This window comes from Streptomyces sp. NPDC038200, assembly GCF_055600785.1.
The window spans coordinates 23,263-38,864 of record NZ_JBVJYH010000022.1; the positions used below are offsets into that span (position 1 = coordinate 23,263).

The 15,602-nt window shown below is 72.1% G+C and carries 14 protein-coding genes and 1 riboswitch; of the genes, 6 read left to right on the top strand and 8 right to left on the bottom strand.

What is annotated here, in order from left to right; genetic code table 11:
* The first annotated feature begins 52 nt into the window (after positions 1-52).
* Positions 53-982 (top strand): LysR family transcriptional regulator, encoded by a 930-nt coding sequence (locus ACZ7KF_RS33655; protein WP_471083735.1) that lies wholly within the window; start codon positions 53-55, stop codon positions 980-982.
* A gap of 273 nt (positions 983-1,255) precedes the next feature.
* Here ACZ7KF_RS33655 and ACZ7KF_RS33660 read toward each other — a convergent pair whose 3' ends face one another.
* The 3 genes from ACZ7KF_RS33660 to ACZ7KF_RS33670 all read right to left on the bottom strand — a co-directional run bounded on the left by ACZ7KF_RS33660 (position 1,256) and on the right by ACZ7KF_RS33670 (position 3,508).
* A complete protein-coding gene (locus ACZ7KF_RS33660) occupies positions 1,256-1,954 on the bottom strand; it encodes a hypothetical protein (protein ID WP_471083738.1) in 699 nt (232 codons plus the stop codon).
* Between the two features lie 198 nt (positions 1,955-2,152).
* The gene (locus tag ACZ7KF_RS33665) at positions 2,153-2,977 is read right to left on the bottom strand and encodes an SAM-dependent methyltransferase (RefSeq protein ID WP_471083741.1); all 825 of its coding nucleotides are present in this window, start codon (positions 2,975-2,977) and stop codon (positions 2,153-2,155) included.
* A gap of 186 nt (positions 2,978-3,163) precedes the next feature.
* Entirely contained in the window at positions 3,164-3,508 is a 345-nt protein-coding gene (locus ACZ7KF_RS33670; protein ID WP_471083744.1) for a helix-turn-helix transcriptional regulator, read from the bottom strand.
* Between the two features lie 129 nt (positions 3,509-3,637).
* Here ACZ7KF_RS33670 and ACZ7KF_RS33675 point away from each other — a divergent pair, with 129 nt between their 5' ends.
* From ACZ7KF_RS33675 to ACZ7KF_RS33685, 3 genes are all read left to right on the top strand, one after another.
* Entirely contained in the window at positions 3,638-4,369 is a 732-nt protein-coding gene (locus ACZ7KF_RS33675) for an anti-sigma factor antagonist (protein ID WP_471083747.1), read from the top strand.
* A gap of 158 nt (positions 4,370-4,527) precedes the next feature.
* Positions 4,528-5,298, top strand: a complete 771-nt coding sequence (locus tag ACZ7KF_RS33680) for a hypothetical protein (RefSeq protein WP_471083750.1) — start codon at positions 4,528-4,530, stop codon at positions 5,296-5,298.
* A gap of 518 nt (positions 5,299-5,816) precedes the next feature.
* On the top strand, positions 5,817-6,335 hold the full coding sequence (locus tag ACZ7KF_RS33685) for a transglycosylase SLT domain-containing protein (RefSeq protein ID WP_471083752.1): 519 nt from the start codon (positions 5,817-5,819) through the stop codon (positions 6,333-6,335).
* A 22-nt stretch (positions 6,336-6,357) separates the two neighbouring features.
* Here the strand turns inward: ACZ7KF_RS33685 and ACZ7KF_RS33690 are convergent, their stop codons facing one another.
* The 3 genes from ACZ7KF_RS33690 to ACZ7KF_RS33700 form a co-directional block, all read right to left on the bottom strand.
* On the bottom strand, positions 6,358-7,758 hold the full coding sequence (locus ACZ7KF_RS33690) for a purine-cytosine permease family protein (protein ID WP_471083755.1): 1,401 nt from the start codon (positions 7,756-7,758) through the stop codon (positions 6,358-6,360).
* A riboswitch (TPP riboswitch) is annotated at positions 7,748-7,843 on the bottom strand. Its footprint overlaps the gene before it by 11 nt.
* A gap of 217 nt (positions 7,844-8,060) precedes the next feature.
* A complete protein-coding gene (locus ACZ7KF_RS33695) occupies positions 8,061-9,584 on the bottom strand; it encodes a chitinase (protein WP_471083758.1) in 1,524 nt (507 codons plus the stop codon).
* Between the two features lie 258 nt (positions 9,585-9,842).
* Positions 9,843-10,298 carry a DoxX family protein gene (locus ACZ7KF_RS33700; RefSeq protein ID WP_471083761.1) on the bottom strand — a complete coding sequence of 152 codons (456 nt, stop codon included), beginning with the start codon at positions 10,296-10,298 and terminating at the stop codon, positions 9,843-9,845.
* Positions 10,299-10,705: 407 nt separating this feature from the next.
* Between ACZ7KF_RS33700 and ACZ7KF_RS33705 the strand changes: the two genes are divergently transcribed.
* Entirely contained in the window at positions 10,706-11,425 is a 720-nt protein-coding gene (locus ACZ7KF_RS33705; protein WP_471083764.1) for a lytic polysaccharide monooxygenase, read from the top strand.
* Between the two features lie 172 nt (positions 11,426-11,597).
* Here the strand turns inward: ACZ7KF_RS33705 and ACZ7KF_RS33710 are convergent, their stop codons facing one another.
* Entirely contained in the window at positions 11,598-12,284 is a 687-nt protein-coding gene (locus ACZ7KF_RS33710) for a nitroreductase family protein (protein ID WP_471083767.1), read from the bottom strand.
* A 134-nt stretch (positions 12,285-12,418) separates the two neighbouring features.
* Between ACZ7KF_RS33710 and ACZ7KF_RS33715 the strand changes: the two genes are divergently transcribed.
* Complete coding sequence (locus tag ACZ7KF_RS33715; RefSeq protein ID WP_471083770.1) at positions 12,419-12,922, top strand: Lrp/AsnC family transcriptional regulator; 504 nt, start codon at positions 12,419-12,421, stop codon at positions 12,920-12,922.
* 134 nt (positions 12,923-13,056) lie between these two features.
* On the opposite strand, the gene ACZ7KF_RS33720 is transcribed toward ACZ7KF_RS33715, so the two are convergent.
* Positions 13,057-15,447, bottom strand: coding sequence for a glycosyl hydrolase family 18 protein (locus ACZ7KF_RS33720; RefSeq protein ID WP_471083773.1), 2,391 nt, complete (start codon positions 15,445-15,447; stop codon positions 13,057-13,059).
* Positions 15,448-15,602: the final 155 nt, after the last annotated feature.

A 15,602-nucleotide genomic window follows, 5' to 3' on the forward strand; every position in this document is an offset into this window, starting at 1 on the left:
CCGTGAATCCGATACCCCCATCGGAAAGTCCGATGGTGGTTATGCTGCCGACGTGGACTCTCGCTATCTGCGCGCCCTCGTCGCGGTCGCCGACCACGGCGGCATCTCCGCCGCCGCACAGGCCCTGGGATACGCGCAGTCCAGCCTCAGCGCCCAGATCAAGCGGCTGGAGGCGGATCTCGGGGTGAGCGTGCTGGTGCGCGCGGGCACCGGGGCGGTACTCACGCAGGCCGGCGCCCGGCTGCTGCCGCACGCCCGCGAGGCCCTGGAACTGGAGGAGCGGATGCGCCGGGCCGCGCACGGCGACCGGCCGCGGCTGCGGATCGGGGCGCAGGAGTCGCTGGCACACGTGTGGATGCCGGATGTACTGGCCGCGCTGGAGTACGGGGCGGGCGGCACGGACAGCGGCGCGGACGTGGAACTGACGGTCGCCAACCGGCGGACGCTGGACCAGGCTTTCACCGGCGGTGAGCTGGACCTGGTCTTCCAGTACGACAACGGCCTCCGGGCGCCCGGCCCGCACACGGTCGTCGGGCACGACCGGACGGTGCTGGTGGCGGCGCCGAGCCATCCGCTGGCCCGCAAGGAGGTCGTGACGCCCGAGGAGATACTGCGGTACGACTTCCTGGTGGCGGAGCCCGGGTGCACCTCGGAGATGCTGGTGGACCGCTTGGGCCGGGATCTGCTGGCCGGGGCCCAACTGGCCATGATCCAGGGCTCGTTGTCGGCGCTGCTGCGGCTGACCGGGCACGGGCACGGGGTGTCGCTGCTGCCGGAGCTGGCGGTCGCCCGGGAACTGCAGGAAGGGGAACTGACCGAACTGCGGCTGGCCGAGCGGATCCGCCCGGTCAGCATCGTCGCCCGGTGGCGGCCCCGGCTGGGCCCGGCCGAGCGCACCCTGCGCACCCTGCTCGACGTGGCCCGCCGGGCCGACCCGCTGCCCGAGGTGACCCGCGCGCTGCCCGCGACGCGGGCCTCCTGACCGGGCGTGCGGACGGCCGGGCAGCCGGCCCGGCCGACGACGTCACCGCACGGGCACAACCCCGCACCGCGACACGGCAGTTCCCTCCCCCCTCCCGGCCGGAGTGAGTCCCTCCGCCGGGCCCGGCGGTGCTCCGCACCGGCTTTGTCCTCCGCCGCCCGGGCCCGCGAGGGGGAGGGGACCAAGGACGGCACGGGCGGAGGCGGCCGAGCGGTGTCCGCGGCCCGGCGTTCCTCCCCTGGAGACGGTTCCACCGCACGGCCGGGCAGGCGCTCACAGGTGGGCGCTGATCACACCACCGCTGCTGAGCACGATGTACACGCCGTTGGCGTCGAGCCCGGCGTCGCGCTGGTCCGTCTCCAGCGTGGCGTCCACCGAGCCGTCGAGGCCGAGGATCTGCGCGCGGTACCGGAGTTCGCCGATTTTCGTGACCTTGGCCGTCCAGCCGCCCGCGAGCTTGAAGGTGCCCGGCCCGGTGTGTCCGCCGCCCATCCAGGAGTGGACCTGGCCGCCCAGCGTGAGCACGACGAACATGTCGTTGGCGTCGAGCCCGGCGTCGTGCTGGTCCGTCTCCAGCGTGGCTAAGACCGCACCACCGTGGACGATCTTGGCGAGGTAGTGCTCGGCACCGCGCTTGTAGATCTCGGCCGTGCTGCCGTCCGCCAGGGTCTGGGTGCGGACCGGGGGTGCCGTCTTGGCCGGGGCGGCCGGCGCGGTGGTGCGGGGCGCGGCGGACGTCTCGGTCGGCACGTCGGCCGGGGCCTTGTCCGCGCTGGTCCGGGTACCGCCGGGAGCACCGCCGCCACCGGTGGAGCCGGAGGCGGGATCGGAGGCGGCGGAGACCTTCTTCTCCGGGCCGGCGGCGGCGTCCTTGCCCCCTGACTGGAAGGCGGTCAGCGAGAACGCCGCGGCGGCGGCGACGGCCACCAGGCCGGCGGAACGGGCGGTACGGCGTACACGGCGAGTGGTCATGGTCGAAGTCCCTCACGGAGTGTCAGGACGCGGCACCTGCACCCGCTCCCGCGGGGGCGCCCGGCCGCATCTGCTGTTTCCTGCACCCCGTGAGAGGGCGCCCGCACCGGAGATGTTCACCCGGTTCTGTCCGCACTTGGTAACAAGGGCGACCGGGCGCCGCGAGAGTCCTGCGAGCCCGCCCGGGCGTCCGGCCGGTCACGGTGTGCGGGCCAGCGCGCAGGAGATCAGCTGCTCCCACGCCGTCAGGCCGCGCCTGCCCGTGCCGGCCTCGGCGGCGTGGCCGCCCGGCGCGGACTCCGGCCGCCACAGCGAGCAGTTCACCAGGCCCGGCTCGAGCAGCTCCAGGTCACCGAAGAGGCCGGCGATCTCCTCGTCGGTGCGCCAGCGTCCGCGGCCGAAGGTGCCTTGCAGCTTCTGTTCCGCGAGACGGCTCTCCTCGTTCGCGCCGGAGCGGAAGTGGGAGATGTAGACCTGGCTGTTCGACGGCACCCGGTCCACCCACCAGCGCACGAGGTCGGCGGGCCGCTCGTCGTCGTTGAGATGGTGCAGGACGGCGCTGAAGACGACACCGACCGGCTCGTCGAAGTCGATCAGGTTCCGCACATCGCGGTGGTGGCGGATCCGTTCCGGCTCGCGCAGGTCCGCCTGGATCACCTCGGTGCCCTCGTCGGCGGCCAACAGGGCCCGGCCGTGGGCGAGCACGGCCGGATCGTTGTCGACGTAGACGACGCGCGCCGCGGCGTTGTGCCGCCGGGCGACCTGATGCACGTTGTCGGCGGTGGGCAGGCCGCTGCCCAGGTCGACGAACTGGGAGATGCCCCCGCGGGCCATGGCCTGCACGGCGCGCGTCAGGGCATGGCGATTGGCGAACGCGATCGCCACCGAACCGGGCTGGTCCCTGAGGAAGAAGTCGCCGATCTCGCGGTCGACGGCGTAGTTGTCCTTGCCGCCGAGCAGATAGTCGTAGACCCGGGCGATGCTCGGTTTCGACTGATCAACCTCGGGGGTGCGATCGGTCATGGGAACCAGTCCTGTCCGTCGGCATGGCGTCGCCGCCATCGTAGGAGAACCGCCCCGGCCGGCAGGGCCGTTCACCGGTGATGCCCCGGGTGAGGTCGCGTGCCCGCATCGGGCGCCGGGGCGCCCCCGCGCCGCTGCTCCAGCCGCCGCTTCCCGCCGTGCTGCGATCCGGCCGAGGCCGCCGGGTCAGGGCCCGTCGTGTTCTTCGGCGGTCGACGGCGCGGGGCGCCCGGACTCGTGGCGGACCAGGATCGACAGCAGCTCCGCGACGGTGGCCGGGGCGTCCGCGGGATGACGCAGGAGCGTGCCGGGAGGGATGCGGTAGACATTGGAGCGGCCTTCCCGGACATGGGTCAGGTACCCGCCCTCCTCCAGGTCGGCGATGATCTTCTGTACGGCCCGTTCGGTGAGCCGGCAGCGGGCGGCGATGTCCCGGACGCGGGTGGTGCGGTCCTCGGCGATGGCGGCCAGCACCCGGGAGTGATTGGTCAGAAACGTCCAGCCTGCATGCGACTCCGGCGCTCGATCCATACACCCCAGCGTACGATCCCCGATTCGTGCGTTCAAAAGGCTGAATCCCTTTTCGTGTCTTGGTTGACGCGAAAGTCCGGTGAGGTGATGCTGGGAGTGCTCGAGAAGACGGCAGTGCGGGAGCTTGACATGTCCCATCACACGGATCTTCCTCCAGGCGAGGTCCCCTGCCCTGAGTGCGGCGCCGCGTTCGCGCAGACGTCGGCACCGGTGACCCTGAGCGTCGACGTGATCGACGGCCGCCTGCTGGTGACGGTGTCCGGCGAGCTGGACCTGGAGTGCGACCGGCTGCTGCGGCAGACGGCTCGCGAGGCGCTCGACCACGCCGACGGGGGTCTGGAACTGGATGTCGCGGGCGTCGAATTCTGTGACTGCTCCGCCCTCAACGTGCTGCTGCGCGTGCGCCGTCGCGCCCGCGAGGACGCCGAGAGCCTCGTTGTGCGCGCCACGAGTCCGGCGGTGGAACGCCTGCTGGCCCTCACCGGCACGCTCCCGCTCCTCCCGGCGGGCTCCGCGGGGCCGGAGGAGCACCCGGCCGCCGCCCCGGAGCCCGCACACGCCCGGGCGGCCCCTGCGGCAGGCTCGTCCGATGGCGATCTCGCGGCCGAGAACGCGCAACTGCACCGGGCGCTGCAGACCCGTGCGGCGATCGACATGGCCCGGGGCATGCTCATGTCGTCCTTCCGGCTCAGTGCCCGGCAGTCCTGGCAGGTGCTGGTGACGGCGTCCCAGCACAGCAACACGAAACTGCACCTCGTCGCCGAGGCCCTTCTGCGGACCACCGCCGGCCAGGCGCTGCCCGCGCCCCTCGCCGACCACCTGGCCGCCGCGGTGCAGGCGCACGGCAGCCCGGCGGAGTAGAACACCCCCGGCACCCCCGCCCCACGCCGGACCTCTGCAGGGACCGCGGCACGCTCCCCGCCGCGCGGGCGGCGGCACCGGTGGGCGGGCGGCGGACAGTTGGGCCGGATGCCGCGTCCGGATGCGGGTCGCATCCGCCTCGTCACAAGATCCTGACCATGTGGATATTCACGGTGACCCCGTCCTGCCGTCGGCCGGTGCGACGCGGCGGTGCGCGTCATGCCATATCCACCGCTCTTGCCTGCGGCGTCCTGCTGGCCGGTGCCACGGCGTGCGACCAGGTGGCCGAGCGGAAGATCTCCGGCGCACCCGGCGCGGCGTCCGCCTATCCCGGTCAGGCCGTGGGCAGACGCCTTCCGGGCGTCGGGGACCGGATGTGGAGCCAGGTGCCGGCCGCCACCGGGCAGGCGGTGGTCGTCTACGGCGAGCGCGAGGATTCCCCCGACGGCCTCGCCGTGCTCTATCAGAAGCAGGGCTCGACGTGGGTGCGGACGGCGAGCTGGCCCGCGCACAACGGCAGGCTGGGCTGGACGGAGGACCACCGCATCGACGACGAGCGCAGTCCCGTCGGCGTGTTCACGCTCACCGACGCGGGAGGCACCCTCGCCGACCCCGGGACGCGGCTGAGGTACTGGCACGACGACAACGCCTACGCGACCATGCTGCCTCCGGAGCAGGCCCACGCCCATGACTTCGACTACGTCATCGCCATCGACTACAACCGGCTCAAGGGCGCTCCGCCGTTCGACTGGAGCCGCCCGGACGGGGTGGAGAAGGGCGGCGGGATCTGGCTCCACACGGACCACGGCGACGGCACCTCGGCCTGCGTCACCGTCCCCGAGTCCGGCATGAAGACCCTCCTGCGCACCCTGGACCCGGCGCAGTACCCCGTCATGGTGATGGGGGACCGCACCCACCTCGCCTCCTGAGGCCCGCGAGGCCCACGAGGCCCGCGAGGCCCCGGCACCCTGGCCCGGGCCGATGCCTCCGGTGACGCTTCGTGGCAGGCCGCGACGGCCTCGCGAGGGAGCAGCGGGCAGGAGCGCCCGGCCCGCTCGGGAGCCGCAGGCGGCCGGGTCGGGGGAGCGAGGACGGCCGTCCCGGGGGGCTGGTTCCCCGGGAAACGGGTGACGCGGCCCATAGGGCCCATGTCACGTCCTAAAGAAGACCGTAGACGCGCACTGCGGCAAACAGCGGCGAAAGTCCCCACATGCCCATTTTCCGGCATTTCTCCGAAGCTGGGTAGTACGTCACATTCTTGCCGTGGTCCCGGCAGGCCGCTAACCATGTTGCTCGTTGCCGCAAGCCGCAGAGCCGACCAGGCGTTGACCGCCGGACGCGCCCCCTGCGCCGTGCAGCACAGGGCCTCACCCCGACGCCCTGCAGGCCGCGACCGGTACCACCGGCCGGCGCCTCGAAAGACGTCCCACAGGAGAGTCCCTTCCTCATGACCGCGATCACCGCCACCCCCCGCCTCGCCCGCCTGCGCTCCCTCGCCCTGGCCGGCCTCGCCACGACCGGCGCCGCCGCTGCTTCCCTCACCCTGATGCCGGCCGCCGCGCACGCTGCCGAGGCCCCCCGCAGCGCCCACAGCGTCGCGGCCCCCACGCGAGAGGGCCGCACCGACTCCGGTGCCGTCGGCGGCGCGAACAGCCTCGACGGCTGGATCAAGAAGTCCCTGGCCATCATGAAGCAGAAGGGCATCCCCGGCAGCTACGAGGGCCTGCACCGCAACATCATGCGCGAGTCCGGCGGCAACCCCAACGCCCAGAACAACTGGGACGTCAACGCGCAGAAGGGCATCCCGTCCAAGGGCCTGCTCCAGGTGATCGACCCCACCTTCAACGCCTACCACGTCGCCGGGACCGCCCACAGCATCACCGACCCGGTCGCGAACATCACCGCGGCCGCCAACTACGCCGCGCACCGCTACGGCTCCATCGACAACGTCGACTCCGCCTACTGAGCCATGCGCGCGCCGGGCGCGCTCAGGTGCGGCGCCGTACGCGCAACGGCACGTAGAGAAGCAGAGCCGCGAGGAACGCCACCGGGTAGGCGAGGTCGGCGCCGTGCAGCGCCCGGGCGACCGGGCCCACGTACAGGCTGGTGCTCATGAACGGCACGGCCACGGCGAAACCGGCGACGAACGCCGCGAGAGCCGGCCACCACGGCTGCGGCTCCGCCTCCTCCGCCGCCAGATCGACCGGACGCCCGCCGCGTGCCCGCGCGCGGGCCGCCCAGTCGACGATCACGATCGCGACGAACGCGGGGATCCAGTAGCCGACGAACAGCAGCACGTTCTGGAAGCGGGCGGTGGTGTCGGCGGCATGCATCCACAGCACGAGCGGGAAACCGAGCACCGCGGCGAGCGCGGCGGCCACCGGCCGCGGCAGCCGCACACCGACCGTCTGCAGCGCCAGCGAGCCGCTGTAGTCGTTCATGGCGTTGCTGCACAGCGCCGCGAGAGCGATCGCGAGAAGCCCGAACGCGCCGAGCGCGCCGCCGCCGAGCAGCCGGTCCACCCCACGGGCGGTCTGGTCGGTGAACTGCGCGGCGCCCCACAGGCCGAGCGCCTGCACCGCGACGAAGGACACCCCGACACCGAGCAGGGTGCACCAGAACATGCGCGGACGGGACGCCGTCCGGGGCAGGTACCGGCTGAAGTCGCTGGCGTACGGGGCCCACGAGAGAGCGAGACTCAGGGCGATGGTGCAGGTCAGCACGAACGCGCCCGCCCGGTCCGCGCCGTGCGCGGTCGCGGCCGTCGCGGGCTGGGCACCGTGCGCGAGCTTCACCGCCAACGCGACGAGCGAGGCGCCGAGCGCGAAGGTCATCACCGTCTGCAGGCGGTGGATCGCCTCGTACCCGATCACGCCCAGCGCCCCCTGGGCCGCCAGCATCACCAGGACCCCCAGCCAGAACGGCCAGCCGAACAACTGGGCCAGCGCGTCCCCGCCGAACAGGCCGATCAGCGCGTCCCAGGCGATGGACGACAGCCACTGCAGGGCGCCCGGCAGAGCGACGGCCCGCCCGAAGGCCAGCCTCGCCAGCGGCAGCTGGCCCGCCCCGGTCCGGCTGCCCCAGGTCCCCAGGTAGGCCGTGGGCACCGCACCGATCAGGGTGCCGAGCACCACGGCGAGCAGTGCGGTGGCGAAGTCCAGTCCGAGGGCCGCCCCGACGGTGCCGGTGAACACGCCGGTCATCGTCAGGTTGGGGGCGAACCACACGGTGAACAGCCGCCGGGGGCTGCCGTAGCGGGCGTCCTCGGGCACCGGGGTGATGCCGCGCGCCTCCACCCGCAGATCCCCGGGGGCCGTCGGCATCCGGCCGTCGAAGACGCGCCGCGCCCGGGCGACGGCCGTCTCTTCATGGGCATGCGGCAACGACATACGACATCCCTCCGCCAGTCCTAACTGGTTCAGGTTCAACGGGTGTGATCTCAGCCCCCGCGCGGGGGCACCCCGTGTCCAGGTACGCCGGCCAGAATAGCCCGGCCCGGTGACCGGTTTCCGCCGGGACGGAGAGGGAGGGGTGTGCGCACGGCCGCGCTCACGGGCAACGATGGCCGGGGCCCCTCGAAAAAGGGGCCCCGGCCACCGTGCCGGACGACCGTGCCTGCTCGGCTGCTCACGCGGTGGAGCGGCCGTCAGGGCCGTCTCGTCTCCGACGAGCCGGTGCCGGCCGCTCGCGTTCAGCAGGCGCCGAGGTCCTGCCAGACACCCCACTCGCCGGTGGTGCCGGGCTCCTCGCCCGTCGTCCACCACTTGGCCTTCCAGGTGTGGCCCTTGTACGAGACCTGCTGGCCGCCGGTGTACACCTTGTCCTTGGCCCACGGGGCGTTCGTGCACTGGTTGCCGGAGCCGCCGGTGATGGTCAGGGAGTAGGTCGCCGCGTGGCTGCCCGGGGCGCCCGCGCCGGTCACGGTGACCGTGTAGGTGCCCGAGGCCGCGGCCGAGGTGGTGGCCAGGGTGAGCGTGGAGGTGCCGCCCGCGGTGACGGACGTCGGGCTCAGGGAGGCGGTGACACCCGCCGGGGCCCCGCTGACGCTGAGCTGCACGCTCTGCGCGTCACCCTTGGTCACGGCCGTCTTCACGGTGGCCGTGGCGGACTGGCCGGCCGTCACGGAGCCGGAGGCCGGGCTGAGCGCGACGGAGAAATCGTTGGACGGGGTGGTGGTGGTGCCGGTGAACGGCGCGAAGATGTGCGTGAAGTCCCACGTGTTCTGCTGGATGCCCGAGCAGTTGTCCGCGGCGGCCCCGCCCGCGCAGCCGCCGTTGTCGCGCTGCAGCGCCCAGAAGGACAGGGTGTTGATGCCCTTGGCGACCGCCCAGTCGTACACGGTCCGGGCGTTGGCCAGGGTGAAGGTCTCCGCCTTGCCGAAGTCGTCGACGCCCGGCATCTCGGTGACGCCGACCATGTTCCACAACTGGGCCGGGCTCTTGCCCGGGTACAGCTCGGCGAGCAGGTCGTACAGACCCTGGGCGGCCGTCTGGGTGTCCTTGGCCATGTCGTGGGCCTGGTTGTCGTAGTAGTCGAACGTCATGAGGTTCACGACGTCGACCCGGGTGCCGTTGCTCACCGCGTTGCGCAGCAGCGCCTCGCCGTTGTCGGCGGGACCGTGCGTGGTGGTCGGCAGGGTGTAGGAGATCTCCACCTTGCGCCCGTTGGCCGCCGCCCAGTCCTCGACCAGCTTGATGGCCTTGTTGCGGCGGTCGATGGCGGCGGTGTTGTCGAGCGAGTCGACCTCGATGTCCATGTCGAGCCGCGAGATGTCGTAGGTGGTGATGACCTTCTCGTACGCGGCGGCGATCTGCTGGACGTCGGTGCAGCTGTCGGCGATCTCGGTGCCGGTGGTGTCGGCCGTGTATCCCCCGAAGGAGGGGATGACGTCGCCGCCGTTGGCCTGGATCGTCTTGATGTCGGCGCCGAAGGTCGAGGCGGCGATCGGCATGCTCGTGTCGCCGTTCCAGTACGGCGTGCAGGAGCCCTTGGAGGCGGTCTGCAAAAACGCCATCGTCAGGTGCTTGGCGCCCGACTGGGCGGACAGGGCGGCGGGGCTCTCACCGGTCCAGGCCTCGAAGTAGGGGGCGAAGACGTGGTTCGGCAGCGGTGTCGCGGCCTGGGCGGTGCCGGTTCCCGTGAGGGCGAGGCCCACCGCGGCCGCCGTGGTGGCGGCCGCGGTGAGGGCCGCGCGGAAGGAACGCACGAGTCTCATGTCAGTCCCGGTGTGTCGAGGGGTGGCCAATGTCCGTGCGCGGACAGGGTGTTGCCGACTACTGGAATAGCGCCCGCCACAGCGGCGGGTCAATGGTCTGGACCAAGAAGGGACTAGACCAATTCGGGGCGCCCGGGTGCCCCCTCCCTGTACAGGGCGCACGGCGGCGCAGTGGACCACGCGCGAACGTTCCACCAGTTCACGGCACCGGCGGCGCGAGGCCGGCGGGACGCGCGAAGGGCGGGCCCGGCCGTCCGCTCACACGGAGGTCGGCGTGTTCCGGGGCCACGTCGGGCCGGTCGGCCCGGAACCGGAGCGCCGGCGGTGGGGGAGCAGGGACGCCAGTGCCCACCGGCCCGGCCCGAGGACGGCGATGAGGAGGAAGGACCAGCAGAACATGGCCGCCGGTTCGCCGCCGTTCTCGATGGGGAGCGCCGCGTGGGCCTGGTGCACGTCGAAGTAGGCGTACGCCATGGACCCCGAGCACAGCACGGCGGCGACGCGAGTCCCGAGGCCGCACAGAACCAGCACCCCGCCGGCCAGTTGGATGGCCGCGGCCCACCAGCCGGGCCATGCGGCGAAGTCCGGCTCGGTGCCGTGCGGACCGCCCAGGACGCCGAACAGGGTGGCGGCTCCGTGGCAGGCGAACAGCAGCCCCACGACGATCCGGAAAAGCCCGAGCACGTGCTCCTTGCTTCTTTCCAGCGCTTCCATGGAAAGTGCTCCTCTCTCGCGCAGCGGCCCCGGGGGCGCTGCGCCGCGGTGGGGGATGCCGGAACGGTCTCGCGCGTGCGGGCGGGCCGGCCCGGACGGCGCCGGTGTCGAACTGTGAAGCATTCCGGCCAGGCTTGTCTAGACCAATAGGGAGGGGAAAACCGGGCCCCGGCCCGGTTTTCCGGAGCGGCCCTCCTCATTTCCCAAGCGGGCGCCCCGGTCCGGCAGTTCACCTTGTCCAGGCCCTTGACCGGGCCGGGTCCGCGGATATGGTCTAGACCTAATGGCGCACAGGTCCAGACCTGTGCCGCCCCTGCGCGAGCGGCGCCGGACCGCGCACAGCGCACGGCCGGCAAGGCGGCTGCACGGGCGCCGGTGTGGAACACCCCCGAAGGAAGTGACATGGCATGAACGCAAAAAGACGAGCGGCGTTCGCGATCGGTGCGCTGGTCGCTCCGGTGCTCGCCGTCAGCCTCCCGGCGAGCACGGCCAGCGCCCACGGCTGGGTCACGCTGCCCACGAGCCGGCAGCAGCAGTGCGCCGAGGGCATCGTCGACTGCGGCCAGATCAAGTACGAACCGCAGAGCGTCGAGGGGCCCAAGGGCCTGCAGAGCTGCAGTGGCGGACACGCGGAGTACGCCGAGCTCGACAACGACAGCAAGGGCTGGAAGGCCACGCCGGTCGGCTCGACGGCGACGTTCACATGGCACAACACGGCCCGGCACGCCACCACCAACTGGCAGTACTTCATCGGTGGCCAGAAGATCGCCGAGTTCGACGGCCGCAACCAGCAGCCGGCCGCGGACGTCAGCCAGCAGGTGGACTTCGGCACCTTCACGGGCCGTCAGAAGGTCCTCGCCGTCTGGAACATCGCGGACACCGCCAACGCGTTCTACTCCTGCGTCGACGTCACCATCGGTGGCGGCAGCGGCGGTGACACCGGCGGCGGCAACGGCGGCGGCGCGGACACCTGCACCACACCGGCCTGGGACACCGCACGGGTCTACAACGGCGGTGACACCGTCTCCTACGGCGGCCACAACTGGCGCGCCAAGTGGTGGGTGACGGGCGACAAGCCCGGTACCACCGGCCAGTGGGGTGTCTGGGAAGACCTCGGGGCCTGCTAGACCACCACCCCGGGCCCGTCTTCGGCCTCCTGGCGTGCAGTACGCGCGAAGCCCTCGGCTCGCTGTCCGTGCCGAGGGCACCGGGCGTCCCCCGGTCGCCGGTTGCCCGGGGGTGCTCAAAGCCCCGACGCGCGCCCTCCACGCGCCGGCGGGCGAACCGGCCGGCGTGTGCTCAGCGGCGGCCCGGGCTCTCCGCGGTTGCCTCCGCCGGCGACTTGCGCGTCAGGTCCGGGACCTCGCAGTCGGCCGCGGCGTAGCCGATGGGAAAGAGGATGTAGGGCCGTTCGTTGCCGGGCCGCTCGCAGATCGCGGTGAGGAAGCCCATCGGGTTGGGCGTGTGCGGCAGGGTGCTCAGCCCCATCGCGTGCAGGGCGGCGAGGAAGAAACCGCACGCGATGCCCACACTCTCGTTCACGTAGTAGTTCTTGCGCAGCGAACCGTCCGGCATCGCGGTGCTCTTCTCGGCGAAACAGACGACGATCCACGGCACCACGTCCAGGAAGCTCTTGTCCGAACTCGTCTCCAGGCGGGCGAGCGCGGCGCGCCACGCAGGCGGGATCCGCCCGCCCTCGTAATTGGCCTGTTCCTCCTCCTCGGCGGCGACCCGGATGCGGTGCTTGGTCTCGGCGTCACCGATCACGGCGAACTTCCACGGCTGGAAGTGGGCCCCGGAGGGCGCGGTGTTCGCCGCGGCGATGGCCAGGTCGACGCACGTACGCGGCACCGGCTCGTCACTGAAGAACCGCACACTGCGCCGACGGTCGAGGAACGACACGAAGTCCTCACCCCGCCGGACCATCTCGGCCTCGTCGTACCGGTCGGGCCGGTAGGGGATGAACGGGTGGGTGTGCTGCCTCACGACTGCTCCTCGTGGACGGGGCCCACAGCGTGGGCCAGGGACAGTCGCATGGGCAACAGACTCCTCCTCCCGTTGCTAATCTGACGAAGAACGAGGCATGGAGCTGCCTTGGAGGTCGCAGATCGGCAGGTGCGGTGGCACGGCAGGGACTCGACGCGCTCGACGGCCGGATGCTGCGCCTGCTCCGGGAGCGTCCACGCGAGGGCCTGCTGGAGATCGCCCGCCGACTCGGTGTCGCACGCGGCACGCTGCAGGCACGACTCGACCGACTGACCGGCTCCGGCGTCGTGACCGGCTACGGACCGGACGTGGACGTCGCCGCTCTGGGCCACGTGGTCGAGGCGTTCACCACGTTCGAGGTGGACCAGCCGGCCCGCGAGGCCATCACCGCCCGCCTGCGGGCCGTGCCGCAGATCCTGGAGGCCCGCATCGTGACGGGCCCCGGCGACATCTGGTGCCGTATCGCGGGCACGAGCAACCAGCACGTGCAACAGGTGATCGACCACGTCCTCGAGGTGCCCGGTGTCCGCCGCAGCACGACGGTCATCGCACTGAGCGCGGTCATCCCCTACCGGGTCCAGCCCCTGGTCGACGAGGTGGCCGGTCTGTCAGGGAACCCCGACGCACATCGCGGATGAGCGGTGACGGAGATCCGTCTCGGCCGACGACCCGCTGTGCACCGTCTGCCGGCGGAGCGCGGGTACGGCCACCGGCCCGGGCGGTGCGCCGTCCGGGCCGGGCCGGGAGCCGTGCGTGGCGCGGGGCGCCGTGGCTACCGCAGTCCGTCGTCCAGCGCGGTCATCAGCCGACCGTTCGGTGTGTCCCCGGACATCTCCCAGACGAAGCCGCCCAGCAGCCCCTTGGACTTGATCCAGGCCGTCTTCTTCCCGATCGACCAGGCGTCGTCGAACGTCCACCACTGGCCGCCCGGACCGGTGTAGCCGTACGTCGAGACGGACTGCTCGTCGTGGCGGACGGTCATGGCCGGGAAGCTGGTGATCAGGTTGTTGTAGCCGCGCACCCCGGCCTCGGTGTCGAACTGGCCGGGTGCCGCACCGCCCGCGTCCTGCCACTCACCGGCGGCCCCGCCGTCGGTCACGCCCTGCCAGCCGCGCCCGTAGAACGGAAAACCCACCGTCAGCTTGCGGGGGTCGACCCCGGCTTCGAGATAGACCTCGATCGCGTCCTCGACGCTGAAGTGGAAGGGGTAGGGGTCCTGCGGGTCGGCGTACAGGTTGGAGCCGTGGCCGGTGCGCCCGGGCTCCCAGGAATTGTCGCTGCCGGCGCCGTGGAAGTCGTATCCCTGGACGTTGGCGTAGTCGAGCGAGTCGAAGATCCGGCTCAGGTCCCAGCCGGCGGAGATCTTCGCCGGGTCGGCCGGGGTGAACGCGGTCAGCAGCCGGTGCCCACCGCCGAGCGCGTCGAGCTGCTTGCGGAACTCGGCGAGCAGCGCGGTGAGGTGGGCCTTGTCCTGGGCGCCGTAGTGGTTGCCCGGATGTCCCTCGGAGCCGGGCCACTCCCAGTCGATGTCGATGCCGTCGAAGATCCCGGCGGCCGTGCCCGGGCCGCCCGCGCCGTTGTAGACGGGCAGATCACCCTTGATCCACACGTCGACGCAGGACTTGACGAACTTCTCCCGGGAGGCCTGCGTGGCAGCGGCGTCCGAGAAGAACTTCGAGTACGTCCAGCCACCGAGCGACACCACCACCTTCAGCTTCGGGTACGTGGCCTTGAGCTTCCTCAACTGGTTCAGGTTGCCCCGGAGTCTGCCCCAGCCGTCGTCGGCGACCCCGTCCACCGACTGCTCGGCCGACATGGGACGCGCGTAGTCGGCGTCCGCGTCACCCGCGCCGGTGCCCTCGTCGGGGTCCTGAGGGTTCGCGGAGACGCCCTTGGTCACCCCCGCCTGGCAGGTCAGGTTGGCCGGGTCGAGGTTCTCGAAGGCGTAGTTGACCACGTCGAGCTTGGCCGCGGCGCCCGAGGTGTCCAGGTTCTTCACGAAGTACTGGCGGCCGTAGATGCCCCACTGAGCGAAGTAGCCCACCTTGAGCTGCCTGCCCTGTCCGGCCACGTCGTCGGTGGTGGCGGACACCGTGTTCGACGCCGGTGAGGTGTTGTCGGCGGTGTCACGGGCCTTGACGGTGAAGGTGTAGGCGGTGGCGGGGGAGAGCCCCTCGACGGTGGCCGTCGTGGTGTCCGCGCCGACGGTCTTCGCCAGGGCGCCGCCGCGGTACACGTCGTAGGCGGCCACGCCCACGTCGTCGGTGGACTTGTCCCAGGCCAGGCCGACGCTGGAGGAGGTCTTGCCGGTGGCGCGCAGATCGCCGGGCGCCGTCGGGGGTGTCGGGTCGGTCGCCGGGTCCACGGTCTTGACGGTCAACGCGGCACTGGCCGGTCCCGCGTTCGCGCGTGTGTCCCTGGCGCGCACGGTGAACGTGTAGCCCGTCGCCGGCGTCAGGCCGGTGACGGTGGCGGAGGTGCCGGTCACGGTGGCCACGGTGGCCGAGCCGCTGAGCACCTCGTAGGAGGCCACGGGGTGGTCGCCGCCCTGCGCGGCGGCCCAGCTCAGCGCGACCGAGTGCGCCGTGACCGCGGTGGCCTTCGGTGTGCCGGGCGCGGTCGGCGGGACGTCGGGGGTGCCGTCGCACTTGTCGCCGTTGACGGTGCAGCCCGCCGGGGTGCCGATCGGCCCGTTGGCGATGAACCAGTAGCTGTACGGCTCGGTGCTGCCGCCGGCCGGGACGCCGGCGTTGTAGAAGGCGTTCCTCACGCTCACGTGCCGCCCGGAGACGGTCGCGTCACCGTTGTAGTGGCCGGTCACGGAGACCCCGGCCGGCAGGTCGAACTCCAGGCTCCAGCCGCTGACAGCGGCCGAGCCGCCGTTGCGGACGACGTAGGTGCCCTTCCACCAGGAGCCGTTGTCCTCGGTGGTGAACGTCGCCGTCAGCCTCCCGGCCGCGTGGGCGGGGGCGGCGAGCGTGGTGAGCAGCGCGAGCGGCAGGAGCAGTGCGGTGCCCAGAGCGGCGACCCGCCGACGGAACCCGGCACCGCGACGCCGGGCGACGGATCCAGGGCCGGGGCCGCCGGAGAGTGCTCCGAGCGGGGTTCTGCGCGACGGTGCGCGTGGTGGTCTGCGCCGGTGGAACATGGCTCTCCCTGTCATCGTGGGGTGGTACAGGGGCGAGGTGAACCGTGCGTGCGCGTTGCCTGACTGAGGGCTCACAACGTAGAAGGTCTGGACCAATGCGTCAACGGCTTCGGCGGGCGGGGCCGGGCGGACCGGAGGATGACCCGGCCGATGCCGCGTGGGAACGGCCG